This window comes from Streptomyces sp. NPDC052910, assembly GCF_055585605.1.
This window is the reverse complement of record NZ_JBVJJR010000004.1, coordinates 521,831-546,577: the sequence shown is the minus strand read 5'-3', so window position 1 is coordinate 546,577 and position 24,747 is coordinate 521,831. Positions and strand designations below refer to the sequence as shown.

Sequence of the window (24,747 nt, the reverse complement as noted above, 5' to 3'; positions counted from 1 at the left end):
ACACCGAATGCTAGTTCGGGAAAGACTTCCCAGTCGCGACATAATCGTCGCCGCGACCACCCGTATCGCTAGACCGTCACCGGGGACTTCTACACACGCCCAACGGCTGAGGATGCTGTCGACTCGTTCCCCGCGACCTGCACACGGTTGCCGTGCCCAAGGGTGCCAGGACTTCGGCGTCATCCAGCCTGGCTGGAAGGCCGGGCGCGCTCTTGTCCGGTTCATGAACGCCGGTGGGCCCTGTCCGCCGCTAGTACTCCAGTTAGAAATCGTTGCCTGAGCTGGCCGGTTTCGTTGTCCAGGGCATGGTGGGGGTGGATGAGGCCGGCCTGTGGGCGGCTGAGCTGGAGTCGATGTTCGCGCGGGTGGCGAGCCGATTCTCGCGGGTGGATCTGCGGTGGCGGATGAGGGACTACGTGCGGGGCCTGCTGGCGCCGGTAGGTCGCAAGAACGGCTGGCAGCTCGCCGAATACGCAGGCCACCGCGGGCCTGCTGGCTTTCAGCACCTGCTCAACGGCGCGATCTGGGACGCCGACGCGCTCCGGGACGACGTCCAGCACTACGCTGCCGAGCAACTTGGCTCCCCAGAGGGTGTGTTGATCGTTGATGACACCGGTTTCCTCAAGAAGGGAACCGCTTCGGCCGGTGTCCAGCGGCAGTACTCCGGCACGGCCGGCCGCACCGAGAATTGCCAGATCGGAGTGTTCGCCGCCTACGCCTCGCCCAAAGGTCGGGCGCTGGTGGACCGGGAGCTCTACCTGCCGAAGTCATGGACCGGTGACACGGACCGCTGCCGGGCGGCGGGCATTCCCGAGAACCGGGGGTTCTCGACCAAGGGTGAGCTGGCCCGGGCGATGATCCTGCGGGCCCTTGCCTCGCCCCTGCCCATCGCCTGGGTGACCGGCGACTGTGCCTACGGCCAGGAATGGCGTATGCGCCGCACCCTGGAGGAAGCCGGTGTCGGCTACGTCCTGGCCGTGCCGAAGTCCCAGCAGCTTCACGCCCCCTACGGACGGATTGACCACGCCATCGCCCAGGCGCCGGAGGAAGCCTGGGAACGGCTGTCCTGCGGCGACGGGGCGAAGGGCCCGCGACTCTACGACTGGGCCGCAGCCCGGCTGCCGGTCATCGACGTCTTCGACGGCGACGCCCCGACGCACGATCGGTGGATGCTGGCCCGCCGCAGCCTGGCCAGGCCCGACGAGATCGCCTACTACATGGCTTACGCGCCCATCGGCACCTCGGTCGGGAATCTGGTGCGGGTCGCCGGCTCACGCTGGGCGATCGAGGAATGTTTCCAGGCGGCGAAGAACGAGTGCGGCCTGGACCAGTACGAGGTCCGCCGCTATCCGGGCTGGTACCGGCACATCACCCTGGCCATGCTCGCCCACGCCTTCCTGGCCGCCCTCGCGGCCCGGACCACCGAAAAGGGGGTCGCAGAAACGACACCACCAGCACCATCGCTCTCACCGTGGCACAGGTTCGGCGACTCCTGGACGTACTGCTTCCCCGCCCCGAACCCCGAAACGGCCCCACCACACACGCTCTGAACTGGTCCCGCTGGCGCAGACGTCACCAAGCTACAGCCCGGCACTGCCACTACCGAAGAAGAACCAGCTCAGGCAACGATTTCTAACTGGAGTACTAGAAGCTGCTGCCTATGGGCACCGACCCACCCGGCGCGATGCTGAAAACATCACCTATGCCAGCCCGGGGGGTGGCCCCCGGGCCGGGAGGGGAGCGGGTGGTGCGTGGCGGGGTGGCCTGTCAGAGGCCGGCGGCGGCGGTGACGTCGGGGGCCTGGAGGTAGTCGATGACCGACCAGTTGGTGGTGTGGCGCTTGATCATCGCCTGCTGGTTGATCTGCCGGTTGTCGCCGGGGCCGCTGCCGGGCGAGAGGAGGGCGGCGGTGGGGCCGTTGATGTTGGAGGTCTGCTCGTTCTTGTTGGTGTCGGCGATCGCGGTGCCGGCCGCGCTCAGCATGAGGGCGGCGCCCATCAGGGCGAGCGTGGTCGAACGCGTGAACGTCTTGTTCATGGGTGTGCCTGCCTTCGTTGCGTGCTGTGTGCTTGCTGGTGGTGAGCTTCTGAGGGCGCGAGCGGACGCCGCCTGTGACGTCCTGTCCCGGCCGGGGTTCGTCACCCGGACGTGACCTAGCTAGTGGGATCCGCCCTTGGCGCCCTTGCCGCCCTTGTGCGGGGCGCCCTGGCCCGCGCCCTCGGGCTTGCCGCCCCAGTAGTCGATGACCGACCAGTTGGTGGTGTCGGCCTTGTCGGTGATCTGGTGGTTGGCCTGCCCGTTGTCCGGGCGGGAGTGAGCCGGGGACAGCAGGGCGGTCATCGGGCCGCTGATGCTGGAGGTCTGGTCGCTCCTGTTGGTGTCGGCGCCGGCCGTGCCGGAGGCGGCCAGCAAGGCCGCCACGGCCATCGGCGCGGCAACCAGGGGAAACCTGCGTGCTTGCATGCGTTACTCCTCGACGGAGGTGGAAGACAGGGGGCGCCGCGCGGCTGGGGTGCGGCGCCAGGGGTGGTCAGGGCAGCAGGCCGGTGACGTGCTCGACCTTGGCGTAGTCGATGACGGCGGTGTTGGCGGTGTCCTTCTTCACCATGTCCTGATGAGCGACCTGGACGCTGCGGCAACCACCGACCTGCGCGCCGGGCGAGAGGAGCACCACGTTGCAGAGCATCGTGGACTTCTCCGTGCCTGTGTTGGTATCGGCGGACGCAGATCCCGCCCCCGCCGTGATCACGGTGCAGGTCAGTGCGGCCGTCAGAAGGGTGGCCGGGCGAAAGGCTCCCCTACAGCGAGTCCAGGTCGCCGGCATGCTCCGTTGCCCCATAGGGGTTCCTCATTTCACTGGGCAGAGGCCACGCACGGGCCACAAGCCCGCCGAGCCGGTCCGGTCGCCGGGCGGCCCGCTACCTCACACACCGACCGGTGACATCGGCATGTCGTCGTATGAACGCCCAGCACTCAGCCAACTGCCACACCCACTCATGAGGCACGGCACGAGAAGGGTCAACATCAGCATCTGCGCGTTGACGCCCGGGAGCGGAACCACACCATGCCCACGGCCACGGCCACGGCCACGGCAACGGCCACGGTGGTCAACCAGAACACGGCGGCCGCCGAACCGGCAAACGCGGCGCTGCCTCGCCCGCTCCACCTCGATGCCGTACAGGGCCACGCCTCGCCTCTCGGTTCGAAACCGCGCTGCGGGAGTAGGCGTCCGGTTCCGCGGTGGCGACGTAGATGCGTCCGATCCCTGACGTCGTCTTCGCGTCGGCACCGCACCGCGCGCTCGTGGCCAAGAGCGGCTGGGAGCAGGCAGAAGCTCGGTCGGTTTTCCGGAACCTGAGTTGGGAGTGGGAGGAGTAGCTGCACGCCCTGGCTCCTCCGGAGGGCTCCGACCCGACCGACGCGGGCGTGCGTGACAGCCCTTGACCGGCGTTATCGCCCGCACCATGCGGCAATAGCGCAGGCCGCGTGCACCCTGTCGGGCGCGAGTAACCCTTTGCGGGTGAGCGGGACCTTGGCGAACATGCTCGCCTGAACCCCACCATGACGAAATTCAGCGTGATGGTGGTCTGCCGCCGCTACCAGGCGCTCGACACACGCCAGACAAAAGGCGTGAACGGCCCGTAGCCGTGCTCCTGCACGAGTTGACCGGCTTATGCCTCGCCAAGGAAGGCAAGCCTATCGCCGCGGAAAGTGGCCTGCCCTTGGAAGGTCGCACCGTCCCACCCATGACCGCATCCGCCGTAACGAGGGGAGAAGAAGTGGAAAGCGGCGTTACCGGCTGTGAAGTCGGCGAGGCCGTCCAGGTAGGCATTCAATCCGGGTAGAGCCCCCCACGGTCCATGACGGATCTCTTTCGAGAGAGTCAGCAGTTGTCGCTCGAAATCAGCCAACTTACGGCATAGTTCGTCTGTCGCCTCTTGCAGGCTCAGCCCGTCCCGGAAGTGAAATAGGGCTAGTGCGTTGAACCGCCATGCGTCCTCGCGGCATTCGCGCTTGAAGGAGAAGAGGTCATTGATTAGCGCACAGTGCAAGACGCACAGGCGGCGGGCCTCAACAAGTTCCGGCGAGTCCAAGACGTGATCGGGAAGGGGCAGCTCGAGCACGTAGTCGAGCATGTTCGTGTAAGGCGAGACTCCCACGACACCGTAGCGAACCTCCAAGCGTTCCTCCAGACTGGGTAGACGGCCGGAACGCACCAGTGCTTCCGCCAGGTTCTCACTTTTCTGGAGTGCCTGAACGCCATCGCGGACCCGGCTTCGCTGGCCGTCCGTCATCAAGGCGTACATGCCTTCACAGCTTTCGGTAAGCATGGCGGCGGCGGGATCGACTGCGGGATCGGCGTCGAGTCGGCTCTCGCCTTGCAGGAAACTGTTGAACATGGCGCGTAGGTCGGTGGCGGCATCGGGGCGCAGACTGCGCTGCATGTCGGTGCATACGTTGTCCCACAGGCACATGGTGACTGTGAGTCGAGCTGCCTCACAGACTCGACCGGTACGCCCGGCCGGGAAAATCCAGCTAACCCAGCGGTCTTGCTGCCAGGAGTGGAAGGTTTCAACCCACTTCCTGTCCAGGGGCAGCGCGACCAGGTGCTGACGGGCCCAGGCCCCAGTGACCGCCGACACCTCGCGATAGGTGGGGTGCAGCATCGGCCGGGTACGGTGCAACAGCTTCGGGACATGGACGGTGACCCCCGGGACATTCGCCGGGTCTTCAGCGGTCAGCGACGGCAGTGCCTTCGGGTCCGTCTCGGTCGCCGCGGACGTTGGCACCGTCGCCGGATGTTCGCATGGGCTCTTCATGGGACCTCCGCTATGCCCGGTGATCGGGTCAACCCGTGGCTGTCGGCAGGGCCGCGCGGGAGCAGACGTCCGCGCGGCGCAGATGACTGAGGGGACTCCACACGGACCGCTTTCCGACCTACGTCGGCTCCCCATTCGTTCGTACGCGCACGGAAATCCTCACAGCCCATATGCCCAGCCTTCGCTTACCCGTATGCGGACAAACAGGCGCACTGCCCGGCGGACAGAAGCACGACAGCGCACGGGCGGACGGTGGTGCGTCGCCTCAGAGGCCGTGCCCGGTCGGCGCACACCACCGGGCTCACATGCGGCTGCCCGCGCCGGAGCACTGGCTCTCCATGACGGGGAGAAAACTGGTGGGGGATGCGCCCTGAGCACAGCGCTCCGTCCTCCTCCGAAGGCCGGATGCCGTCAGAGGTTGGGCTCTGCCCCTGGGATGAGTTCCGTGACCCGGTGAGCGGGCAGCTTGGCGCGGGGTGTCGGCGGCGGGTGGCCATGCGGCCAGGACGAGGTTGTACATCTGTGACCGGTCTCGGCGCCCAACTCTCCTCCACCTAAGTGCGAACAAGGACGCGGAGATACAGGAGACCGTCTCACCCGTCTCGTCATGCTTGATGACCAAGACGTCTTCAATGTAGGCAGCCGACACGTCGATACCTGGAAGAAGCAGTGGCGCTCGGTGTTCTCGCGACGGGCGCGGTGACCGACCGCCTGGGGCGCCGCCGGGTGTTCACCGCCAGCCTCGCTAAGGGTGATCATGCGACTGGGGCTCGACGGAATCGCCGCCCTCGCCATCGCGACGGCCCTGAGCACGGCCGAGGTCTTATTCCTGCCCTTCCCGATGACTGCCACTACGTCGGCCTGCACGCGATCACCCTGTCTGTACTGTCCTGCGCCGTCAGTAATTACGGGGGCTCTTTCTCGTCGGGGCGCTGCTCGGTGTCACCGGCGGAGCCGTAGCCTTCGCCTGGACCATCCCGGCCATCCGCCGACGCGTCGGCGTCCGGAGCACCATCCCCCTCCGCCACGTCCTCGCCGTCGGTCCCCCATTACCTCCTTGGTGGCCCCGCGATGGGGCACCCGACTTCCGGAACTGGCATGACTTTCTCGCCCTGTCGAACGCCTGGCCCGGAGGTGGTGTCACCGGCTCCGAAGGCCATCGACGGACCGCTGGTCAGGGGCGTGGCCACCGGCTTTGCAGGTCATGAGGCTCTTCGTAATGTGGATGTGACGATCGGTGCCGTGGGGCGGCCGGACGAGAAGCGACCCAGTGGAGCGGTAAGGTGCGCAGTCCCTTCGGCAGGTTGTCCGTTGCCGCTACGGGGCAGGGCTAATGGTTGATGACCGGCCCGAGCGACTACGTTCCGTTCGGACCGGTCTTTCCTTACTGCTGTCAGCGGGAATGTGCTGATCCGTTGGGGGTGTTCACTTGCTCGACGGTGCAGCCGAGGAAGGAAGCCCACTCATCGGGACGGAATCGCAGGACGGGTCCGCCGGGGTGCTTGGAGTCCCGGACGACGATGCTGCCGGCGGCCGTGGCGACTTCGACGCATGCTCCGCTGCCCGAGCTGTAGCTGCTCTTGTGCCAGCAGGCGCCGCTCAGGTCAGCCTCGCGAGCCGGTCGCCTGTCGTTGGTGCTCATGTCTTCTCCATCTTCCGTGCGATGTTCTCCAAGATGGCGGGGGTCTCCTGCGGGTCAGGCCCCGCAGCCCGTACGAGGTCGAAGGTCTGGATGAACCTGCGGACATCGCGTTCCTTCTCCAGGTACACGTTTCCGGCGATCGAATCGACGTAGACCACGGTCGGCGCCTTGGTGCCGAACTCCAGCAGTGAGAATGTCCCGGCCATGGCCGCGTGGGCGCCCTTGGCGGTCGGCATGACCTGGATCGTCACGTTGGGCAGTGCGGCAGCCTGGATGAGGTGCTTGATCTGTGCCGTCATCACCTCCGCGCCACCGACCGGCCGCCACAGAACGGCTTCCTCGACGACCACCCACAGCTCCAGGGGGTCGGGCCGGCGGGCCAGGAGGTCTTGGCGCTGCATGCGGAAGCGGACCAGCCGCTCGACTTCCTTGGGCTCGTTCGGCCTGACGGCCGCGATCACGGCTCTCGCGTAGTCCTCGGTCTGCAGCAGGCCGTGCACGAATATCGGCTCGTAGGAGCGCAGGGCGACCGCGTCGGACTCCAGCCCGGCGTACGTGGCCATGCCGGACGGCAGAACCTCCTCATAGTGAGCCCACCAGCCTTGCTGTTGAGCATCCTTGTGGATCTGCATCACGGCCTCCACCTGAGCTGGGTCATCGACACCGAACCAGGCGAGGAGGTCGCGCACGTCCCGGGCCTTGATCGGGGCCTGCCCGGTCTCGACCCGGCTGATCTTCGACATCGAGCACTCCAGGTGCTCGGCGACATCCTCGATCCTTTTGCCGGCGCTCTCGCGCAGCCTCCGCAGCTCGGCTCCGAGCTGGCGCTTGCGTACGGTCGGCCCGCTGGCTGTGGCCATCACACCCCCTCCTTTCACGCTCCCGCGAACGGCAGGTTGCCGTACGCAAGTGTGCCCTAACGGCGCCAACTCCTACCTCTTGACGAGGGATTGGGTCCGCTACCTCAAAGGGCGGGCAGGCATATGCCCACTTGTTTCACGCACTTGCGTGAGAGAAGTGCACGGGGCCATTCTGAGGGAGCTTCACGATCCGTAGCACTGCTGTCGCTGATCGTCGGTGACCGGCATGCGCGGATGCCGCCCCGAACGGGAGGAGCCCCGGCGATGCATGCGGTGCCAGACCCAAGGCGTGAACAACCGATGGACGCGGCCCTGGACCATCCGAAAGTGACCGTGACCGACCGATCCCTGCACTTTTCTGTTCCGACCGCTCCGGAGGCTGTGGCCGTTGCCCGCCGCGAGGTCACCGCCCAGCTCGACCTGTGGGGGCTGCGGCCGGGGGCCTCGGTGGTGCAGACCGCGGTGCTCGCCGTCAGCGAGCTGGTCACCAACACCGTGCAGCATGCCGCCGCGGCCTCGGCCTTCGCTGATGTCCGCATCGGCCTGGACAGACGGCACCTGACGGTCGCCGTCCACGACCGCGACCCGCGTATCCCCCGCCGCCCGAAGGCCCCACGCTTGGACGGCAGCGGCGGCCGGGGGCTGCACCTGGTTCAGATTCTGGCCGCCGAAGCCGGCGGCAGAACCTGCGTGCCGGTCGACGCGGACGGAGGCGGCAAGACCGTAACCGTCTTGCTGCCGCTGTAGATCACTTCGGCGGGCGGCGGCAGGTTCCCGCCGAGGCGTCGCCGGCGGGCCCGGCCCCGGTGGGCCGGGCCCGTCCGAAAGACATCCCCGGCACCCCTACTACTTCAGGAGGCTTTGTGACACCCCTGCCCGCAACTTCCCCGGCCGCGTTCAGCGCGCACGCGCTGGCCGTCCGTCCCGGCGGCCCGCTGTCCGGCATCGTGAGCGTGGACGGCTCGAAGAACGCCTGCCTGCCGCTGGTGGCCGCCGCGGCAGCCACCAGGCGGCACGTGAAGCTCGGCAACGTCCCCGGCAGCACGGATGTGCAGATGATGCTGACCTTGCTCCAGGAGATCGGCTTCCGCGTCTCGTACCCGGTGGGCGAGCCCGAGAGCCTGATCCTGTGGCCCGGCGCCACCGGGCAGGAGGCCCCCGATCTGGCTGCCGCCGCCCACATCCGAGCGTCTTACTACCTCGTGCCGGCCCTGCTGGCCGCCTACGGCTCGGCGAGGCTGCCGTGGCCCGGCGGCTGCCCGATCGGCGAACGGGGCATGGGCGAGCACTTCCGCGTGTACGAGACGTTCGGCGACACCGTTCAGGCCGACGACCAGCACTACCACGTCACCGCTTCCACTCGGACACCCGGCACGGTCATGCTCGGCCTGCCGTTCCGCTCGCGCGGGGCGACGATTGCCGCCGTGTTGCGGGCCGTCGTCGCCGGATGCCGCCTGGTCCTGGGCAACCCGAATCTTTCGCCCGAGACGACCACCCTCCTGGCCGCCTTGCAGGAAGCCGGCTGGGAGGTTCGCGTCAGCGAGGAGAAGATCACCATCGGCCCCCTGCCGAAGTCCGCGCCGGGCAGCCTGACCTGGTGGGTGCCCGGGGACAAGATCGAGGCCGGCACTCTCGCCTGTGCCATCGCGGCCACCGGCGGCGCCGGACGGATCGAGGGGCTGCACGGGGCCGACGTCCGGCTGCTAGCCGACGTATTGACCCAGGCCGGCATCCCGGTCACCACCGACCCCGGCGCGATCACCGTGCACCCTGCCCATCTGACCGGCCGCCCGCTGCGGGCGATCGCCTCCCTGGCTCCGAACGGTCTGGACGCCGACTTCGAACCGGCCCTGATGGCCCTGGCCCTTGGCCTGCCGGGCACCCATCTGGTCGGTGACTCCATCAATCCCGGCCGCCACGGCAACCTCCTGGGCCAGCTCGCCCGGTTCGGGGCCCGCATCGAGGCGCTGTCGCCGACCCAGTGCCGTCTGACCGGACCCCAGCGGCTGACCGGCGCGACGGTGCAGGCCACCGATATCCGCACCGGCTCCGCCTTGCTGATCGCCGCCCTGGCCGCCCGGGGCGTCACCACCCTGACCGGCCTGGACCAGCTACGACGCGGACACGCGGACCTGCCGGCCAAGCTCCGCACGCTCGGAGCCGACCTCACCCCCCTCGCCCGGTGACCGCCAGGAGGGTGCTGGAGCGGATCGTGGCCACGACCGACTTCCACTCCGCCATCGACCAGGCCCCCGGCATGCTCGACCACCTGGACCGGATACGGCCCACCTCGCTGATCGCCGACTGCGGCGACTTCTTCGAGGGCAGCGGCTACTACCGGCTCGGCGGCGGCACCATCGAACGGGCCGTCCTGACCGAGCTGTACGACGTCCTGGCCCCCGGCAATCACGGCTGGCTCCACCACTTCGAGCCGGACCTGCACCCGCTGACCGTCTGCGCGAACGCCGTCGACGACGCCAGCGGACAGCCGCTGTTCGACCGCCTGCGGATCTTCCGCGTCGGCGGCCGGAGGGTCGCGGTCACCGCCGTCATCGGCCCCGACGCCTTCGGCGACATCCCAGCCCGCCAACGACGCGGCCACCGGGTCACCGACCCGGTGCGAGCGGTGCGGGAGGTACTGCTGGCCCATCATCACCAGGCCGACTCCTGGGTGCTGCTCTCGCATTGCGGATTCATAGGCGACCTGGCCCTGGCGGCCGAGTGCCCGTTCCTGGACATCGTCTTCGCCGGGCACTGCCACAGCGACCACTACGCGCCCGAACCGGTCGGCAACACCCTCGTCGTCAAGGGCAAGGAGCTCGGCGCCGGATACGCCCTCGCCGAACCGGCCGGCGCCGGCTGGGCCGCCCACACCTGCACCTTCCCCACCACGCACACCACGTGGCCGACGTCTCTGGCGCCCGCCGCCCGGCAGGCCGCCGCCCTGCGCGAGAAGCTCGCGGCCCCCTTGGGGCTCACCGCCGAGACTTACCGCCACACCGTGCCCAACCGCCACCAGGTCCTCACAGAAGTCGCCGCCCGGCTCCGCTCCGGACTGGGAGCCGACGCCGTCGTCCTCAACGACACCACCCTGCGGCCCCAGCCGCTGGGCATGGTGCTGACCTTCGGCGACCTGATGGCCATCGAGCCGTTCGCCAACCAGCTCACCCACGCACCCGTCCCCGACGCCCACCTCGTCGACCCGGACGGCCTGATCACCTACCTGACCGAGCGGGTCGGCCCGCTCGCCACCGCCCCCAGCCCGCTGCCGGCCGGAATCCGCACCGTGCTGACCACCGGCTACCTCGCCGAGAACTTCCTCGGCGGCCGCACCCACCGGGCCGGCTTCTCCCTCGGCCAGGCCGTCCGCCACGTCCTGACCGACACCCCGCCCTGCCACGAAAGGCGCCCGCGATGATCCTGACCGGCCCCGAAATCGTCACCGCGCTCTGCGACGGCCGCCTGCAGATCAACCCCTTCGACGCAGACCAGGTCAACCCCAACAGCTACAACGTCCGCCTCGGCCACCACCTGACCACCTACACCGAGCCCGTCATCGACGCCTACCGTCCCAACCCCACGACGACCATCGCCATCGGCAAGGACGGCTACGTCCTCCAGCCCGGCGAGCTCTACCTCGGCCACACCTTCGAGCAGGTCGGCTCCGACGCGCTCGTGCCGCTGCTGTTCGGCCGCTCCAGCGTCGGCCGGCTCGGCCTGTTCGTCGAGATCACCGCCCCCATCGGCGACATCGGCTTCCACGGCCAGTGGACCCTCATGCTCACCCCCGTCCGCCCCCTGAAGGTCTACCCCGGCATGTCGATCGCGCAGATCATGTTCTTCGTGGCCACCGGCCCGGTGGACCCCTACGCGGGCAAGTACCAAGGCGCCCGCGGCCCCCAAGCCTCCCGGGCCTGGCAGGACCGCGCCCCGGCCCCGGCAGCAGCCTCATGATCCTCACCAAGGCGGCCATCGCCGCCGCCGTCGACACCGGCGACATCCGCATCGACCCCTTCGAGCCGTCCCGGCTCTCCCCGAACGCCTACGACTGGCGCCTGGGCGAGACCCTGCGGATCTGCGACGGCCATCTCGACGCCGCCCGCCCCACCGCCTTCACCGAGACCACGATCCCCGAGGCCGGAACCGTCCTCGAACCCGGAGTCCTCTACCTCGGCGTCACCTACGAAAAGACCGGCTCCGAGGCATACGCGCAGATGCTTAACGGCGACCGCACCACCGGCTGTTTGGGCATCTGGGTGCACGTCTCGGCCCCCCTGGGCCACGTCGGGCACGCGATCCGCTGGACGCTGGAGATCCGCGCCATCAAGCCCGTGCGCATCTACCCGCGGATGACCTTCGGCAAGCTGATCTTCCTGGCCACCGCTGGCGACCGCGCCAGCTACCAGCGGGCCGGAGGAAAGTACGCGGCCACCGAGGGCATCGACATCTCCCGCCTCTACACCGAACTCGCCGGAGGCCCCCGATGACCCCCGCCGACGGACCGCTGGTCGCCACCGCCCTCGACCTGCCCGCCGGCAGCCCCGGCGGCAGCGTCGAACTTTTCCTCGACCTGTACACCGGTCCCAAGCCCTTGGTGCCGGCCCGGCCGTTCATGCTCGCCCCGCTCGGCCGCCGCCCCCGCCGCCCGGCCGGGCTCGGCCTGCTGCCGGTCGTCGGCAAGTGCCTGGACGGCCCCTCCTTCCACCGCTACGTCACCGCTCTCGGGCGGGCCCTGACCGAGGCGATCGACCCCGACCAGATCAGCGTGGTACACCTGCACCACCTCACCTTCGGCGCCACCCCCGCCCTGATCAAAGCCCTGCCCCGCCACCCGCGGATCGCGCTCGTGCACGGCACCGACCTGCTGTTCGCCGAAACCCACCACGACCAGCACCAGGTGCTGACCCAGACCGCCCGTCTCGCCGACGCCATCGTCGTCCCCACCCCGTCCATGGCCGACCGCCTTCTGCGGATCTCACCCACCACAGACCGCAAGAAGATCCACCACATCCCCTGGGGCATCCCCGACCAGCTCCTCGCCCGCCCACCACGGCGGCCCCATGACCAGCCCGGCGGCCACCTACGGCTGCTGTATGCCGGGCGGCTCACCCCCGAGAAGGGCGCCGAGAACCTGCTGCGGGCACTGGCGGCCGTCCCCGGCGCCGAGCTGAGCATCGCCGCCCCGCAGGACCAGTTCCACACCCTCGCCCCCGTCATACGCCAGTGCGGGGCGAGGATCCGCTACCAGGGATGGCTCCGCCGGCCGCAACTGTGGCGGGCCTTCGCCCACCACGACCTGCTCGTCATGCCCTCCACCACCCTCGAAGCCATGGGCCTGGTCGCACTCGAAGCCCAAGCCTGCGGCCTGCCCGTCCTCTACCAGCCCGTTCCCGGCCTGAACGACACCCTCGCCGCCTCCGGCACCGCCACCGACTTCACCCGCCCCGCCGCCCTCGCCCGCGACATCGATCGGCTCCGCACCACCCCCGGACTGCTGGCCGCCCTCCGGCAGGCCGGACGCCGCAACGCGGCCCGCTACCGGCTCAGCACCACCGCCCGGGCCCTGACCGAACTCGGTCACCGGATTAGCTGACCAACCCGCCGCGTTCCCCACCCGGGCCCGCCCACGTCACTACGCTGACAGGCGGGCCCGCACCGCGACATCGGAGTGTTCATGGCAGACAGCACCGAGAAGATCAAGCAGCTTGTCGCGGACGGCGTCCGCACCAAGGTCTACCCCGGTGCCGTGTGGGCCACCGGCGACGCGGCGGGCATCAAGGCGGACGGCACCGCCGGCGTCCTCGACCCCACCCAGCCGGACGTGCCCATGAGGCCGGACACCGTTTTCGACGTCGCCAGCCTCACCAAGATCCTCGCCGTCTGGTCCACCATCGGCGCCCTCTTCGAAGACGGCTCCCTCCCGCTCGACGAACCCCTCGAAGGCTTCTGGACCGAGGTCACCGGCCACCCCCTCGGCCAGGTCACCGCCCGGCAGTTGCTGACCCACACCGCCGGAATCCCCCTGCGGGCCCAGCTAAAGAATCTCTACGGCTCCGACCCTTCGGCCGTCCGGGCCGGGGTCCTCCAGGAAGCCCTGCACCGGCCGCCCGGCGAAGCCGTTGAATACACCGACCGGGCCGCCCTCATCCTCGGCTACCTCGCCGAACACCTCTCCGGGCAGAGCCTCGACCAACTCGCCCACACCCGCATCTGGCAGCCGCTCGCCATGAACCACACACGTTTCGGACCGCTGCCGCCCGAGATGGCCGCCCGCTGTGCCCCCACCGAGCTCGACGAGGAAACCGACCGCCACCTCAAGGGCATCGCCCACGACTTCTCCGCCCGCCTCCTCGGCGGCGTCTGCGGCATCGCCGGCACCTTCTCCGTCCTCAACGACCTCGCCCGCTTCCTGCGCTACATGCTCGACCCCGCCACCGCCCCCGCGGCACCCGGCTTCGGACCGAACTGGGTCGAGGAGTCCCTCACCGTCCAGACCGGCACCCTCGAACCGGCCCGCGGCCTCTTCTGGCACCCCGCCCCCGGCACCAACCCCGCCGACCGCACCTACGTCCACTACGGCTTCACCGGCACCGGCATGTGGATCTCACCCAAACAAGGAACCTGGGCCATCCTGCTGACCAACAAGCTCTACTACACCCGCGACCGCCAGCCCCTCACGGACATCCGCAACACGTACCGCCGCCTGGCCTTCGGCTGACACCGCCGGGGTTCGCATGGTCGGCGTCGCGGACGAGGGGTGGCGGTCAACACTGCCGAGGACCTCACAAGGGCCAGGGCGCTCCTTCGTTAGGAGCTGCTGTACCGCGCCAGGAAGGCCCGTTCGTCGGCGGACAACCGACGGGGGCGGCCCGTGTCGAGGTTGTACGCAGCGATCATGGTCACAGCTTCCGCGTACACGCGGTCGGCGTCGCGGATCTCGTAGGCGAGCTCGAAGGAAGCTCCGGCGCTTTTGACGGTCCAGACGTGTACGTCGACGGGTTCGTCCCGGTAGGTGAGCGGGACCTTATAGTCGATGGTCGCGCGAGCGACGACGAACGCGTTCTGCCGACGTCCCTCCTCGTCGGTGGCGAGCACTTCCTGGAACATGCGTGTGCGCGCCTCCTCCATGTACTGCAGGAAGATCGCATTGTTGATGTGCCCGTTGGCGTCGGCGTCGGACCATCGCAGGGGGCAGGAGTAGGTGTACGTGTGCACGAAGCTCTTTTCACATAGATCCGGAGAAGTCGACCAGCAGCGGAAAGTCTGTCACGCCCCACCGGCGGGGCCTGGCTCAGGACCAGGCCCCGCCGGGCTCAGATCTGGTCGGTCACACTTCGGAGGTCGGGCACCGTGGTGTGCTCGGACAGGTCCTCCCGAATCTCACGGAGCAGACGCTGTTCCTCGTCGAGTTCGGTGAGGAGCTGTTCGATGCGGGAGACGGCGGCCTGGCCGGGACTGGGCAGTGTGATTCGGGTCAGGGCTTTCAACTCGGCTCGGGCCTCGGCTGACAGAGCCCCCCGCGGTACGCGCGCGATCACCGTGGCAGGAGAAACTCGCGTGACACCCCACTCTCCAGGCACCTCCTCCACGGCCCAGACCACGTCGCGCCGGGTCGGCGAGAGGGTCAGTCGGCAGTCGGACGCCACAAGACGGCTGAGAGCGGGCAGGGGGACGCCCCCCTCGCCGGCCCGGGCGGCGGCCTGCTCCGCGCTCTCCACCACGGTGCGAGCGGTGCGGACGTCGGCGGCACGGCGCCGCTCGGCTCCGACGATCCGTTCCTGGGCCCGGTCACGGTCGCGCGCTGAATTGTGGGTCTCGTCCGCCCAGGCGTTGCGAGCGCCGCCCAGCGCGTCCCGCTGGCCGTCGGATTCGGCCTCGACCCAGGTCATGACGACGAACTTGCAGTCGGGCATGATCGCGGGGTAGGCCACGTGGCTGACGATCTCGATCGTCTTCCAGCCCAGGGTCGGCACGGTGGCGAGGAAGACGTGCCCGTCGCGGTGTTCGACGAGGTCGTCGTCCGATTCCCAGATGTGCTGGACATCGGGGTTCTTCCGGACGTCCTCGATCAGCTCCAAGAGGTCCGCGTCCTCGCCGTGGGTGGTGAGCGCGAAGCGGAGCATCCTGACGAAGACCGTGGCGTGCTTGTGCCAGTCGTGGTAAGTGGCTCGGCCTTCGGCGGTCGTCAGAGCCCAGCGGATCAGGTTGGCCCGCGGCTCCATCACCCATGGCCACAGTTCAGCCATGGCTTGGTTGTACGCGAGGATGTTCCAGTTGCGGTCGCACAGATAGGTGGGGCTGGGCATCTGGCGGTCGATGAGCAGCCTCAGTGCCGGCTGCACCTCTTGGCGGCCTTCCGACGGCGCCCGGAGGTAGGTGCCAACGTTGTGCAGGAGCAGGGCGTGGCGCTCTTCCTGATCGAGTTTCAGCACCTCGGCCAGGGAGTCGCACTGGGCCTGGGTGAATCGCGGCGTCGCACCGCGCTCGATGTTGCGGTATGTCCTTTCGCCGATGCCCAGAGCCCGCGCGGTGGGCGGCTGCGTGAGGCCGGCGGCCTTGCGCCAGCGTTTCAGCATCGCGCCGAAGCCGATGTACTGACCCGCAACACCGCCGAGTCCGTCGGCCCGTACAGCGATGCCCTTCTTCCCAACAGCATTGTCACCGCTGTCGGTCCGCACCTGTGCGGCCATTAGCCCTCGCTCTCGTATCGTCAGCCCGCAAGGGAAACCCGATTTCGGGCAAGAGAAAAGGGGGCAGCGTTATTCGCTGGCCCCCACCCTGTCGCGTCTCCGTAGACAATACGCAAGGTTCAAATGATCTTGACCGCGGGTGGCGCGAGTGAACTGGCAGCAAGAATGACGTGATTCAGGATTTAACCATCTCTCGCGACCTCGACACCAACCACCTGGAAACGGACATCTCGCCCTCCCATGCCGGCCGGGCCGAGAAATCGGCAAAACCTTGCCGTTTTTCGTCGGCACCCCCGACGGCCGGACTAGACCACTCGTCGAGGGCCTCGCGCTGGACGGCCGGAACCCCTCATTCCCCTTACGGGACAAGCTACTTGTGAGTCACTTGCGACCTCATCAACATGCATCATGCAACCGATCTACGCGGATAAATCGGTCAAACCGGCTTGATTGACGGTCCCTTAACGCTTGACTTAAATCCTTCTGACCAGCGGTTCAACGGGACGCTGTGATGTCAGACAGGGGTCTCGGGTGAAGATCATCGCCAAGGTGCGCAGGGCGATCTTCCTGCTGATCGCTAGCCCATCGGCTGTCTCTCCACGCAGGCGTGGGAGCCGCCGAGGGTTCTCAGCGAGCTGTGGAGGATTTCTTAGCTAAGTCTGGATCTTGGCGCAGAGGCCGCATATGTTCGTCGTCCGCCCGCCGGGTATGCAGTCCGGCGGGCGGACGACGAACGGAGCGATATGCACGACGCACGGCCCAGCCGAAGCGGGTAGCCCCCGCAAACAGCAACGGCGTCCGAGAGCGGCAACTCTCGAACGCCGAACGCTGAATGGAACTCCCGCCCGCGCAAGGGCCGGAGATCTACCCACCTATACCGCGCCGGCCCTTTCCACGGGGCGTACCGGAGCGGCATCACTTCGAAGGAGAGTGTCGCATGCCGACTGCTCTGCGCAAAAGGCCGGACAACACGGCCCGCGCGGCAGCCTGCTTCCCCCACCGCCACGCCGGCCGAGGACCAGCACCCCGGCGAGAGCCAGGACATCGGAACGGGGGTGTCGTCTGATGGCACGCATCCGCACCATCAAGCCGGAGGCATTCTCCTCCGAATCCCTCGCCGCCGTGAGCGTCGCGGCGGAGCGCACCTTCTTCGGTCTGCTGACTCAGGCCGATGATCACGGTCGTTTCCGGGATCAGCCGGCCGTCATCGCCGGGCTGCTGTGGTCCCTGCGCCCGGAGCACGGGCCGCTGGAGGTCGAGGACGACCTGAGCCGGCTCGCCGACGTCGGGCTGATCTGCCGGTACGCGGGGGCGGACGGCAAGCGCTACCTGCACATCGTCACCTGGCGCCGTCATCAGAAGATCAACCGGCCCAGCGGCGTCCGTCACCCCGCCTGCCCGCGTCACGACGGCACCTCGTCCGACGAGTCCTCCGCAGGGCTGCAGGAAGCCGTCACGGCCGCCCCGGTGAACGGTCAAGGAGGTCTCACTGAGGGCTCCCACCGGATCCGCGAGATCCCTCACGGTCGGAAAGCCGCAGGTCAGAGCGGATTCAGTGAGTCCTCACCGAGGATGCACGCAGGACTCACTGAAGCGTCAGCGAGCCCTCACGGTCCGGATCTAGGACCTAGGAACAGGGATCTAGGAGATAACCCGTTGGGGGGCGCCGGCGCCCCCGCACCTCGCACCGCGCCGGTCACGGCATCGGCGAAGTCGCTGGTGGGTGAGTACGTGGCAGGCTGCCACCGCCGCCCGCCGGAGGATGTCATCGGGCTCCTCGGGCGCAAGGTCAAGACGCTGCTGGAGGAGCGCTTCGACGCGCAGGACATCCGCACGGCGCTGGACCGGCTCCGCACCCGGGGGCTGCACCCGAGCGTTCTGCCGAGCCTGGTGAACGAGGTGGTCAACGCCCAGTCCGAGCAGGGCGGGCCGTCGGCATCGTCCGCCTCCGGCGCGGGGCCCTGGGCCGGCAGCCGCTCCTCCTACACCCCGTACCTCAACCCGACCGAGCCGACCACGTTCGGAGGCCGCCTGTGACGCGCCCCCGACTGGCCGACCCGCAGCCGGCCGTGCCCGATCGGCTCCGTGCGCGGCTTGCGGCGAAGCTCGCCGAGCGCGGAATCGACCTCCGCGATACCGGGCCGGTGCCGGACTCCCCCGGGCCGATCCCCGCCCTGGAGGCGGCGCAGGCCCGCATCCCCCTGGACTACCGCGAGGCGATGCCCACCCACCCGGACGTGATCCGGTGGGTGCGCGCCGTCGCCGAGACCGCGGTCGCACCGCACGTCGGCGGTCTGCACCCGCACTTCGGCAGCACCGGCCGACGGCAGGTCGCCCACGGACCCTCGCTGCTGCTGTGGGGCTCCACCGGTGCCGGAAAGACGCATGAGGCGTATGGGGCGATCCGGGCCCTGACCGCCGCGGGGTGCGGCGTGCGGTGGCACGCGACCACAGCCGCCGACCTCTACGCCGAGATGCGGCCCCGCACCGGTGCGGACCCCGAGTACCTGCTGCGCCGGATCGTCCGCGTGCCGCTGCTGCTCCTGGACGACCTCGGCGCCGCGAAGGGCTCGGAGTGGACCGAGGAGATCAACTTCCGGCTGCTGAACTGGCGGGCGCAGAACCACCTGCCGACGATCATCACCAGCAACCTGCCCCCGGTCCGCACGTCGGCGATGGACCCCCGTCAGCCGGTGCTGCGCGACAAGGTCGGCGACCGCGTCCTGAGCCGCTTGTCCGGCATGTGCGTCGCCCTGGAGTTCGCCGGCCCGGACCGCCGCTTCCAGCGCGCCTGATCCCGCCTGCCACGACCAACCCCGGCGCGACGGCCCCGACCTCTCGCCTCGCGCCCCCCTGCCCCGCCTCACCGTCCCCGTCGCGCGCGATGCCCCCCGCCCGCCGGCCGTGAGGCGTAACCGGAGACCACCTTGCGCTACATCATCACCAACGACGCCCCGCCGACGCCGCTGCGCGGCATCGCCGACCATAGCTGGCACGTGCGTGGCCTGTGCCACGGCATGCCCCCCGAGGACGCCGACGAGCTGTTCTTCCCCAAGCCGCGGGACCACCAGGCCATCGCCGAGGCCAAGTCCATCTGCGGCCGCTGCCCGGTCAAACGGGACTGCTTCAACCACGCCCTGGACAACACGATCAAGGACGGGATCTGGGGCGGGTTGACCGAGGCCGAGCGCCGGCCCTGGCACGCGAAGGTCAGCAAGCGGCTGGACTACGCCCGCGTCCGCGCCGCTTTCGCCGGCCGCGACGTCCACCTCAGCGACGCCGAACGCCAAGCCGTCACCCGCCACGCCTACGTGAGGGGCTGGACCCCCGAACGCCTGGCCCACACCCTCCAGCTCGACTTGGACTACGCCCGCGACCTGATGCGCGAGGCCGCCCACGCCGTCGCCGACCGCGACCGGTACTGGGACCTCTACGACAGCCAGGACGAGCAGACCACCGCCCCCGACCAGAGCGACCGCGACGACGAGGACGAATCCCTCTCCTCGCCCGTCGCCCGGCAGGTGCACACCCGCGCCCTGATCACCGCGCTCGGAAAGGCCGCATGACCCACCCCAGCACTCCCCTGCCCGTCGCCCCCGTCAGCGCATGGGACCGCCTGGCCATCGTCGCCCTCGGCTCGGCCGGCTGCGCCCTGAGCTACGACGCCCTGCAGCAGATGGCCGTCGCCATCCACGTCCGCGGATTCCTGACCTACCTCTTCCCGCTCGTGATCGACGGCTTCATCGCCTACGGCGTCCGCGCCCTGATCCTCACCCGCACCGCACCCTGGCACGCCCGCGCCTACGTGTGGACGCTCTTCGGCACCGCCACCGCGGCGAGCATCTGGGCCAACGCCTTGCACGCCGTCCGCCTCAACCAGCAAAGCGATCACCAGGGCCTGCGCCTGGGCGACACGGTCGTGGCCATCCTCTCGACGCTCGCCCCGCTCGCCCTGGCCGGCGCGGTCCACCTGTACATCCTCATCACCCGCCACCATCCCCAGCCCGCTCCGGTCGGGGACGCCACGGCGGGACGGGACGGAGATGGAGGTCAGTCGGTCCCCACCCCCGAACGACCCGTCGAGGAGGACCGGCGCACCCGCCGGCTCCGTCCGGTCCCCCCCGTGGCCGCCGGTCCCCGCACCGACCAGTCCCCGGCTGGGGACCGTCCCGTCGGAGACCAGGCCGGGTCGCGAGCCGGGACCGCCGTCCCGATCACGACCGGGGACCGGGACCGCGCCGCGGTCCCCGACATCCACGGGGACCGAACGGCATCACGGCATCATCCCGCCGACGGGGACCAGACGGCAGCCCGACGCCATCCTTCCTCCGGGGACCGGGGACCGGACTGCGACACCGTCCCTGAGCCGGGCGGGGACAGCATCGTGGTCCCCGAGCCGGCCAGGGAGCCGAACACATCGGTGTCCACCGCTCCGCAGAGCGGCCGCGCAGGCGGGGCCGGCAGCCAACGCGGCGGGAACACCGCAGCGGATGCGGGCACGGGGCCGACGAGCGGGGAAGCCGGCGCCGCTACAGGGCCGGAGACGCGTAGCGCCACCGGTGATCGGACGAAGACCGGCTTGGTCCCCGGGTTCAAGCCCGCCGGGGACCGGGCTGAACCGGTCCTCGGAACCGGCTGCCCCGGTCCCCGCCCGGCCAACGACTTCGTGGACGGGCCAGGGAGCAGCTTGGTCCCCGAGGCCGAGCGCACCGGGGGTGGTCCCCGCCCGGTCCCTATGAGCAAGGGCGGGGACCAAGCCGACGCGGTCCCCGGCGACGTGGCAGGGGCAAGGGAGGCCGGAGACCACTCGACGAAGGGGACCGGGGCCAGGACCGGGGACGGTTCGGGGACGGGGACCGGGAATCGATCTGCGGAAGGGAACAGGGACTCCGCCCGGAACAGCGGGGGCAAGCGCTCGCGGTCCCTGACGGAGGACGAGATCGTCCAGCGCCTGCGTCCCCATGTCCCCGCCGTCCTGAAGCGGGACGGCAACGGCGAGGTCACCCGCGTCCAGCTCCGGCAGATCATGCGCGCCCAGAACATCGCCATCCGCAACGACCGGCTCACGCCCGTCCTGCAGCGCCTGCGCAGCGAGACGGCCGACGCCACCACGACGAGGAGTAGTGCCCGATGAAGACCTGTGAGCGCTTCGCCCGGATCAAGGCCGGATACGAGCAGGACATCCGATTCCTTCGCAGTTACGCCGAGCGGAACCCGGGGACCGCGCCGGCGAAGACGAGCGCGAAGAACGCGTTCACGGTGAAGCGGAGCATGGCCCGGGCTCTGAGCCGGCACGTCGACCGCTGCCTGCAATGCGGTTGAGCCCGCAAAGCCGCAGGTCACCGGCCTGTTCCTGACCTGGTGGGAGGCGGCGGCCCGGCACGTCGCCGGGCCGCCGCCCGTGACGAAAGGTTCCTGTCATCCACCCTCGACACCCGCGCACAACCAGGGTGAGCGACGCTGAGGCCGGCACCTGGGCGGAGGTCCTGGTCCGCTACCACCTGCTGCATGCCGCCGTCCGGGCCCCGAACGGCCAGTGGCTCGTCCAGCACACGCCCCACGCGCCGGTCTTCCTCCTCGACGGACCGGCCGCGATGGTCGACCTCGCCGCCGAAATCCAGCACCAACTCCGCACGACCAGGATCCGTATCCGATGACGAACCCTCACACGACCGCCGCCCCCACACCGGGCGAGATGGATCGCAACTCGACCTCGGGGCGAGCAAGTTATCGCAAGAGCATTGCTCCCGCCGGGAGCAATGCTCTTGCCTCCCCCGCCCCAGGAGTGGCGGGAGTGGACCGGCACCAGGGGGCGCCGGTCCAGCGGGATGCGGCCGAGGGCGGACCGCATCCGGGAGGGGACCAGCAGCACACCTGTCACACCGCGCACTGCGCGCACGCTGCGCCCCCGCAGCCGCACGTGCGCCAGCGTGAGCGCCTGCGCGCCGAGAACAAGCGCGTGCGCCAGCCCAGTTGCCGCATGAACGACGACGAGTACCAGCTCCTCGTCCGCGCCGCGTCCGCCTGCCACATGAGCGTCGCCAGTTTCCTCGCGCACGCCGCGCTCAAAGCCGCCCGTGACCTCGACCGCACCGCCGCCGAGATCGCCACCGAACGCGACGTGCTGAACGAGCTGTTCGCCGTGCGGCGGCACCTCGGCCAGATCGGCAACAACCTCAACCAGGTGGCCAAGGCCACCAACGCCGGCGCCGACGTGCCGCACACCCGCGCCATCCTCGACGCCGTTCACCGCGCCGCGAAGCGCGTCGAGACCTTCACCCAGCACTACCTGGACGACCAGAGCCACGCCGCATGATTCCCCGAGTCCACAAGCGCGGCACCCGCACCCTCGGCCTGCTCTACTACCTGTACGGGCCCGGGACGCACGAGGAGCACGTCGACCCCCACCTCGTGGCGGCCTGGGACAGCCTGGTCCCCGACCCCGGCCGCGACCCGCAGGCCACGTACACCGACCTCCAACGAGTCCTCGACCAACCGGTCGAAGCCCTCGCCAAGAGCCGCCGCCCGGCCAAACACGTCTGGCACCTGTCCGTGCGCGCAGCGCCGGAGGACCCGGTGCTGTCCGACGAGCAGTGGGGCGAGGTCGCCCGGCGCATGGTCGCGGCCACCGGCATCGCTCCCGACGGCGATGACGCCGCCTGCCGGTGGGCAGCGGTCCGCCACGCCGACGATCACATCCACATTATCGCCACCCTCGTCCGTGAGGACGGCCGCAGGCCCCGCCTGAACAACGACGCGGGCCGCGCCCAGGCCGAAGCCCGCCTCATCGAGGCCGAGTCCGGTCTCAGGCGGCTCAACGTCGGGGACGGGACTGCCGCCCAGCGGCCCACCAGCGCCGAACGCCACAAGGCCGCACGGCAGCAGCGCGAGCGCGCCCCGCGCGAGGAGCTGCGGGAGGCCGTGCGTCGCGCCGTGGCCGGCGCCACGGGCGAGGAGGAGTTCTTCGACCGGCTGGCCGCCGCCGGCCTGCTCATCCGGCGGCGCATCGCCCCCTCCGGTGACCTGCTCGGTTACACCGTCGCGCTGCCCGACGACCGGAACAGGGGTGGCGAGCCCGTCTTCTACTCGGGGTCCAAGCTGGCCCCCGACCTGTCGCTGCCCCGCATCCGCGAACGCTGGTCCGCCAATGCCGCCCCCGAGCAGGCCGTCGGCGCCTTGCCGGGCCGGGAACCTCGTACAGGTGCGGCCGGCCCGGCAGACGCACGCCGTCGTGCCGCCACTGCCGCGTGGCAGGCCGTACTGATCATCGACCACGGTGACGACGCCATGGTCGCTGCGCAGATCGCGGCGGCCGGCGAGGTTCTGGACGCGCTCGCCAAGACCTCCGCCGCCCACACCCGAAAGCAGCTACGCGAGGCCGCCTTCGTCTTCGAACGCGCTTCCCGCTCACACGTACGGGCGGAGCGCGGCCACGACCGTGCCCTGCGGCAGGCCGCCCGCGACCTGGTCTACAGCGGGCCGGCACTCGGCCGCGGCGAGGACGGGGCCACCACCGCGATGCTGATCGACATGGCCTTCTTCCTCGTACTCGCCGCCGCCCACTGGCACGGGAAGAAGGAACACGCCCAGCAGGCCGCCGCCGCCCACCAGGCCGCCGAACACCTGCGCGCCGCCTACCGGGCCGCCGCCGGAACTCCCTTGGCCGCCCTCCACCAGCGGGGCCGCCACCTCGCCCAGCCCCTGCAACGGCGGCACGCGGCCACCGTACGTACGACCCTGCCCCACCTCGCCGAGCAGGTGCTCGCCGAGCCCGGCTGGTACGCCCTGGCCGCCACCCTGGCCGACGCCGAAGCCGCCGGCCACGACCCGACCACCCTGCTCGCCCAAGCCGCCGCCCGCCGGGAGTTGAAGACCGCGGAGTCCATCAGCGACGTGCTGGTGTGGCGGCTGCGCCGCATGGCCGACCTGCCCGCCGACGCCTCCGCACCATCCCTGTCCGACCAGGGCGCCGCGGGGCGGCCGGCACCACGGTCCGCTCGTGCCGCCGGGGCCCGCACCGAACGTCGTCGCGGGCGCAGGTGAGTTACGGAATTTGTGAGTTGCAGCAGGTCAAAGCGGTGGGGCACGCTCTGTGCGGCCCACGAGGACGACGTGAGGGAGACGGGATGTTCAGCCGCAAGCGCGCCATACGAAAGCTCCGCAAAGACCAGGAGGTAGCAACGGAGTTGCTGCGGGCACTCCCGGCGACGCCCTTTCCTCAAGCCCCGCCGGCGGCCGGAGGGCCGGTCACCGGGGCTCCGGACACGCGGGTGGACGACTTCCTGCCGCCGGACCTGCGTGTGCCGTCCCGGGACGAGATCGCGGGGATGATGATGCGCTTCGACAAGCCGCTCGTCATCGACGGCGAAGTCCGCTCCTGCCCCCAGTGCGACGCGTACCGGGACTGGGTGCTGCTGAGCGTCCACGATGAGGTGTGGCTGCGCTGCCGCGCCGGCCACGAGACGCTCGAGCCCCGGCTCGACGCGGCCTGGTACAACCGCAACTCCGGCCCGATGGACCGGTGGCACCCCACCCTCGAAGACGGCCTCAAGCACCTCGGCCACTGACCCCACGCCTGCCACTCGCCAGCCCAACGGCGATCCGGCCGACAGCCAGCCCTCCCGCACCACCTCCGGGAGGCCGTACATGCGCCTTCACACCACCACCGCCGTCATCGGCCTGACCGCCCTCACGCTCCTGACACTGCCGGGCTGCTCAAGCAGCCGCCCCTCCCC

At 69.8% G+C, this 24,747-nt stretch carries 25 protein-coding genes; 17 read left to right on the top strand and 8 right to left on the bottom strand.

Translation table 11 applies throughout. From position 1 onward, the window contains the following. The first annotated feature begins 305 nt into the window (after positions 1-305). A complete protein-coding gene (locus ACZ6X9_RS18810) occupies positions 306-1,550 on the top strand; it encodes an IS701 family transposase (protein ID WP_469779197.1) in 1,245 nt (414 codons plus the stop codon). 217 nt (positions 1,551-1,767) lie between these two features. Here the strand turns inward: ACZ6X9_RS18810 and ACZ6X9_RS18805 are convergent, their stop codons facing one another. From ACZ6X9_RS18805 to ACZ6X9_RS18780, 6 genes are all read right to left on the bottom strand, one after another. Then, positions 1,768-2,037, bottom strand: a complete 270-nt coding sequence (locus ACZ6X9_RS18805) for a hypothetical protein (RefSeq protein WP_469779091.1) — start codon at positions 2,035-2,037, stop codon at positions 1,768-1,770. 120 nt (positions 2,038-2,157) lie between these two features. After that, positions 2,158-2,463 carry a hypothetical protein gene (locus ACZ6X9_RS18800; RefSeq protein ID WP_469779090.1) on the bottom strand — a complete coding sequence of 102 codons (306 nt, stop codon included), beginning with the start codon at positions 2,461-2,463 and terminating at the stop codon, positions 2,158-2,160. 67 nt (positions 2,464-2,530) lie between these two features. Continuing rightward, positions 2,531-2,686, bottom strand: coding sequence for a hypothetical protein (locus ACZ6X9_RS18795; RefSeq protein ID WP_469779089.1), 156 nt, complete (start codon positions 2,684-2,686; stop codon positions 2,531-2,533). Positions 2,687-3,671: 985 nt separating this feature from the next. Further along, positions 3,672-4,820 carry a terpene synthase family protein gene (locus tag ACZ6X9_RS18790; protein WP_469779088.1) on the bottom strand — a complete coding sequence of 383 codons (1,149 nt, stop codon included), beginning with the start codon at positions 4,818-4,820 and terminating at the stop codon, positions 3,672-3,674. A gap of 1,393 nt (positions 4,821-6,213) precedes the next feature. Further along, positions 6,214-6,462: a DUF397 domain-containing protein gene (locus ACZ6X9_RS18785; RefSeq protein WP_469779087.1), complete on the bottom strand. Its 249-nt coding sequence runs from the start codon at positions 6,460-6,462 to the stop codon at positions 6,214-6,216. After that, positions 6,459-7,322 carry a helix-turn-helix domain-containing protein gene (locus ACZ6X9_RS18780; protein ID WP_469779086.1) on the bottom strand — a complete coding sequence of 288 codons (864 nt, stop codon included), beginning with the start codon at positions 7,320-7,322 and terminating at the stop codon, positions 6,459-6,461. The genes ACZ6X9_RS18785 and ACZ6X9_RS18780 overlap by 4 nt, the downstream gene beginning before the upstream one ends. 300 nt (positions 7,323-7,622) lie before the next feature. Here ACZ6X9_RS18780 and ACZ6X9_RS18775 point away from each other — a divergent pair, with 300 nt between their 5' ends. The 7 genes from ACZ6X9_RS18775 (at position 7,623) to ACZ6X9_RS18745 (ending at position 14,040) form a co-directional block, all read left to right on the top strand. Beyond that, a complete protein-coding gene (locus ACZ6X9_RS18775; RefSeq protein ID WP_469779085.1) occupies positions 7,623-8,069 on the top strand; it encodes an ATP-binding protein in 447 nt (148 codons plus the stop codon). Between the two features lie 125 nt (positions 8,070-8,194). Continuing rightward, positions 8,195-9,508 (top strand): UDP-N-acetylglucosamine 1-carboxyvinyltransferase, encoded by a 1,314-nt coding sequence (locus ACZ6X9_RS18770; RefSeq protein WP_469779196.1) that lies wholly within the window; start codon positions 8,195-8,197, stop codon positions 9,506-9,508. After that, the gene (locus ACZ6X9_RS18765) at positions 9,505-10,740 is read left to right on the top strand and encodes a bifunctional UDP-sugar hydrolase/5'-nucleotidase (protein ID WP_469779084.1); all 1,236 of its coding nucleotides are present in this window, start codon (positions 9,505-9,507) and stop codon (positions 10,738-10,740) included. Before ACZ6X9_RS18770 ends, ACZ6X9_RS18765 begins: the two co-directional genes overlap by 4 nt. Continuing rightward, positions 10,737-11,276 (top strand): dCTP deaminase, encoded by a 540-nt coding sequence (gene dcd, locus ACZ6X9_RS18760; RefSeq protein WP_469779083.1) that lies wholly within the window; start codon positions 10,737-10,739, stop codon positions 11,274-11,276. The genes ACZ6X9_RS18765 and dcd overlap by 4 nt, the downstream gene beginning before the upstream one ends. Further along, on the top strand, positions 11,273-11,809 hold the full coding sequence (locus tag ACZ6X9_RS18755; protein WP_469779082.1) for a dCTP deaminase: 537 nt from the start codon (positions 11,273-11,275) through the stop codon (positions 11,807-11,809). Before dcd ends, ACZ6X9_RS18755 begins: the two co-directional genes overlap by 4 nt. Continuing rightward, positions 11,806-12,915 carry a glycosyltransferase family 4 protein gene (locus ACZ6X9_RS18750; RefSeq protein WP_469779081.1) on the top strand — a complete coding sequence of 370 codons (1,110 nt, stop codon included), beginning with the start codon at positions 11,806-11,808 and terminating at the stop codon, positions 12,913-12,915. Before ACZ6X9_RS18755 ends, ACZ6X9_RS18750 begins: the two co-directional genes overlap by 4 nt. A gap of 81 nt (positions 12,916-12,996) precedes the next feature. Beyond that, on the top strand, positions 12,997-14,040 hold the full coding sequence (locus tag ACZ6X9_RS18745; RefSeq protein WP_469779080.1) for a serine hydrolase domain-containing protein: 1,044 nt from the start codon (positions 12,997-12,999) through the stop codon (positions 14,038-14,040). Between the two features lie 89 nt (positions 14,041-14,129). On the opposite strand, the gene ACZ6X9_RS18740 is transcribed toward ACZ6X9_RS18745, so the two are convergent. Both ACZ6X9_RS18740 and ACZ6X9_RS18735 read right to left on the bottom strand, forming a co-directional pair. Further along, on the bottom strand, positions 14,130-14,537 hold the full coding sequence (locus ACZ6X9_RS18740; RefSeq protein ID WP_469779079.1) for an acyl-CoA thioesterase: 408 nt from the start codon (positions 14,535-14,537) through the stop codon (positions 14,130-14,132). A gap of 98 nt (positions 14,538-14,635) precedes the next feature. Beyond that, on the bottom strand, positions 14,636-16,012 hold the full coding sequence (locus tag ACZ6X9_RS18735; RefSeq protein WP_469779078.1) for a helix-turn-helix transcriptional regulator: 1,377 nt from the start codon (positions 16,010-16,012) through the stop codon (positions 14,636-14,638). 1,065 nt (positions 16,013-17,077) lie between these two features. Between ACZ6X9_RS18735 and ACZ6X9_RS18730 the strand changes: the two genes are divergently transcribed. The 9 genes from ACZ6X9_RS18730 to ACZ6X9_RS18690 all read left to right on the top strand — a co-directional run bounded on the left by ACZ6X9_RS18730 (position 17,078) and on the right by ACZ6X9_RS18690 (position 24,579). Further along, entirely contained in the window at positions 17,078-18,049 is a 972-nt protein-coding gene (locus tag ACZ6X9_RS18730) for a hypothetical protein (RefSeq protein WP_469779077.1), read from the top strand. Further along, positions 18,046-18,807 carry an ATP-binding protein gene (locus tag ACZ6X9_RS18725; RefSeq protein ID WP_469779076.1) on the top strand — a complete coding sequence of 254 codons (762 nt, stop codon included), beginning with the start codon at positions 18,046-18,048 and terminating at the stop codon, positions 18,805-18,807. Before ACZ6X9_RS18730 ends, ACZ6X9_RS18725 begins: the two co-directional genes overlap by 4 nt. A 132-nt stretch (positions 18,808-18,939) precedes the next feature. Next, complete coding sequence (locus tag ACZ6X9_RS18720) at positions 18,940-19,578, top strand: WhiB family transcriptional regulator (RefSeq protein WP_469779075.1); 639 nt, start codon at positions 18,940-18,942, stop codon at positions 19,576-19,578. Next, positions 19,575-21,146 (top strand): DUF2637 domain-containing protein, encoded by a 1,572-nt coding sequence (locus tag ACZ6X9_RS18715; RefSeq protein ID WP_469779074.1) that lies wholly within the window; start codon positions 19,575-19,577, stop codon positions 21,144-21,146. The genes ACZ6X9_RS18720 and ACZ6X9_RS18715 overlap by 4 nt, the downstream gene beginning before the upstream one ends. Next, positions 21,143-21,334 (top strand): hypothetical protein, encoded by a 192-nt coding sequence (locus ACZ6X9_RS18710; RefSeq protein WP_451418783.1) that lies wholly within the window; start codon positions 21,143-21,145, stop codon positions 21,332-21,334. Before ACZ6X9_RS18715 ends, ACZ6X9_RS18710 begins: the two co-directional genes overlap by 4 nt. Positions 21,335-21,462: 128 nt before the next feature. Then, positions 21,463-21,669, top strand: a complete 207-nt coding sequence (locus tag ACZ6X9_RS18705; RefSeq protein WP_469779073.1) for a hypothetical protein — start codon at positions 21,463-21,465, stop codon at positions 21,667-21,669. A 137-nt stretch (positions 21,670-21,806) separates the two neighbouring features. Further along, positions 21,807-22,328: a plasmid mobilization protein gene (locus ACZ6X9_RS18700; protein WP_469779072.1), complete on the top strand. Its 522-nt coding sequence runs from the start codon at positions 21,807-21,809 to the stop codon at positions 22,326-22,328. Further along, positions 22,325-24,055 carry a relaxase/mobilization nuclease domain-containing protein gene (locus ACZ6X9_RS18695; RefSeq protein WP_469779071.1) on the top strand — a complete coding sequence of 577 codons (1,731 nt, stop codon included), beginning with the start codon at positions 22,325-22,327 and terminating at the stop codon, positions 24,053-24,055. The genes ACZ6X9_RS18700 and ACZ6X9_RS18695 overlap by 4 nt, the downstream gene beginning before the upstream one ends. Positions 24,056-24,138: 83 nt before the next feature. Further along, on the top strand, positions 24,139-24,579 hold the full coding sequence (locus tag ACZ6X9_RS18690; protein WP_469779070.1) for a hypothetical protein: 441 nt from the start codon (positions 24,139-24,141) through the stop codon (positions 24,577-24,579). Positions 24,580-24,747 lie beyond the last annotated feature (168 nt).